This is a genomic window from Mesorhizobium sp. M1E.F.Ca.ET.041.01.1.1 (assembly GCF_003997355.1).
Lineage (GTDB): Bacteria > Pseudomonadota > Alphaproteobacteria > Rhizobiales > Rhizobiaceae > Mesorhizobium.
The window spans coordinates 1-1,105 of sequence record NZ_RZSL01001072.1; the positions used below are offsets into that span (position 1 = coordinate 1).

Consider the following 1,105-nt stretch of genomic DNA (forward strand, 5'->3'; position numbering starts at 1 on the left):
GTATAGGTGATGCGGTTGACCATGCAGGGCGCGCCGCCGACCGCCATCTCGCGGAAGTCCATGAAACGGAAGGCCTTGGTCGAGACGTCGACATCGACAAGCTTCTGCAACAGGTCGCGGGATTTCGGCCCGGCGATCGACAGGCCGACAAGCGTCTGGTCGAAGCGGTGGATGCGGACCGCCCCATCCTTCGGCAGGTGCTTTTCGAACCAGCGCATGTGATATTTCTGCGCCGCCGACGAGCCCCAGATCATGAAGCGGTCCTCACCGGTCTTGGCGATGGTGAAGTCGCCGATCAGCTTGCCGAATTCGTTGACCATAGGGGTCAGCACGATGCGGCCTACCTTCGGCATGCGGTTGGTCATCAGCCGATTGAGAAAATCCTCAGCACCCGGCCCCGAGACCTCGTATTTGGCGAAGTTGGCGATCTCGGTGACGCCGACCTTCTCGCGCGTGGCGCGCACCTCCTCGCCGATCGGACCGAAATCGTTCGAACGATGGAAGGAAACGATGTCCTTCGGCTCGGTGCCCTTCGGCGCGAACCAGAGCGGGGTCTCCAGGCCCCATGAGTCGCCCATGACCGCGTTGTTGGCGAGCATGGTGTCGTAGAGCGGCGTCGTCTGCGCGGGCCTAGCGGCGGGCAGTTCCTCGTTCGGGAAGCGGATCGAGAAGCGGCGTGAGTAATTCTCGCGCACCTTGGCGTTGGTGTAGCGCAGGCTCGCCCATTCGCCGAAGCGCGCGACGTCCATGCCCCAGACATCGAAGCCCGGATCGCCATGCACCATCCAGTTGGACAGAGCGAGGCCGACGCCGCCGCCCTGGCTGAAGCCGGCCATCACGGCGCAGGCGCACCAGAAATTGGTCAGACCCTGCACCGGGCCGACCAGCGGATTTCCGTCGAGCGCGAAGGTGAAGGGGCCGTTGATGATCTGCTTGATGCCGGCCTTCTCGATGCCGGGGAAATGCTTGAAGCCGATTTCCAGCGACGGCGCGATACGATCGATGTCGGGCTGCAGCAATTCATGGCCGAAATCCCAGGGCGTGTTCACCGGCGACCACGGCTTGCAGGCCTTCTCATAGGTGCCGAGCAGGATGCCGTTGCGCC

Annotated in this window: 1 protein-coding gene; it reads right to left on the minus strand. The window is 63.4% G+C overall.

Annotated features, from left to right (window positions below; all coding sequences use genetic code 11):
- The coding region (locus EOA38_RS37420; RefSeq protein ID WP_145966331.1) for an FAD-dependent oxidoreductase at nt 1-1,105 on the minus strand (1,105 nt) is incomplete at both ends.